Genomic DNA, 1,433 nt, shown 5'->3' with positions numbered 1-1,433 from the left:
GCGAACAGCGACGTGAGCTCCGACAACGCCGTGGAAGGGTTGCTGAGGGCGGCCGGTGCCCTCGACGCCGGCGATGATTCTGATATCCGTACAGGAGTGCTTGGTAAAACACCGATCGCTGGCGTCGGCTATGAAACGGGAACCCGAGAGGGTATTACTGGTGCTGAAGGTGAATTCGAATACGAGAACGGAGAAACCGTGACGTTCTCGATCGGAGATCTGTCTCTACCATCGGTCACTGCCAAGAAAGTCATCACCTTATCGGATATCGCCAGTACAGCGGATGTTAATAACCGAAGGTTGGTTAATATTACCCGATTGCTAGTATCTTTGGACGAAGATGGCGATCCGGACGATGGTATTCGCATCCCCGAAGGTGCGGGCGCAGCCGCGACACAGGTAGATTTCAGTCTTTCGAAGTCGGACTTTGCAAGCCGCCCAGAAGTTGTTAATTTAGTTGCCAACTCCGGTTCGGTTACCACTAGTCTCATCCCTGAAGCACAGGCCGTCGCTCACGTCATCGACTCGCTCACGGGCGAGATCACTTATGACATCGATCCGGGTGTACCGTCGAATTCCGAGGGCAGCATCAGGACCGGTATCGCCATGGGGCAGGCCTTCCTGAATCAACATGCGGGCGGAGGCATTCCGGAAGCCGCACAAAATGGCATTACGGTCCGGATTATCGCTTCAGGCGAGGGAAATCAGGAACCCGGGGGAGGCGGGGGCTGCTGTACAGGCTTCTCTGAATCACCAACAACCGGAAGGTCGATCATTCGTCCGTTTTTTGATGTAGCACATGAACACTGGCCCGACAGAGTTTACTCCTACCAGATTGGGGAAGGCACTATCGCGGTCGAAGAGCAGAGGATTGCGATTCACGAATATGTTCATGGGTGGCAGCATCATCTTGGTTGCAGCACCAAGTTCGACCAGCCGCTTGGATTCTGGCTAAGCGAAGGGATGGCGGAATACATTGCGTTCGAGACCCTGATTGCGGAGGGTTACGCGAAGCGGTCCGCCGTGGTCGATTTCATGTGGTTGTCGGCCCGAGGTACCGGTCAGCTCGATAGACCTCTGGAGGAGTTCGGTGGCACTACCTCGGATCTCTGGCCGGGCCATATCGGTTACCTTGCCGTGGATCAGCTTGTGCAGGCTGCGCCGGGCGGACTTCCCGCGTTGCGGACGATCTGCGAAGAAGTGGCGGCGGGAGCATCTATGTCCACAGCATTTCACTCCGCTTTTGGCATTAGGCTGCAGGAGTTCTACAACCAGTTCGAGGCGTTACGGAAAGAACGGCGGTGATTCCCGAAGTTCAACAGTGGGCACCGCCTCCAGCCTCCGATTGCAGCATGGTCGTGATGGGGCGGCTATACTCGACGAACCGGGCCGGCGCTGGCTACAGGGCGGGCCATGGGGAACGGGGTGAGTGG

1 pseudogene is annotated in these 1,433 nt (G+C 56.9%); it reads left to right on the top strand.

The features are described from left to right. Positions 1 to 1,305: pseudogene (locus ACQ754_RS17015) on the top strand (hypothetical protein); the annotation flags it as partial. Positions 1,306 to 1,433 lie beyond the last annotated feature (128 nt).

This window comes from Arhodomonas sp. SL1 (assembly GCF_052060015.1).
Taxonomy (GTDB): Bacteria; Pseudomonadota; Gammaproteobacteria; order Nitrococcales; family Nitrococcaceae; genus Arhodomonas.
This window is presented reverse-complemented; position numbering and strand designations above follow the sequence as displayed.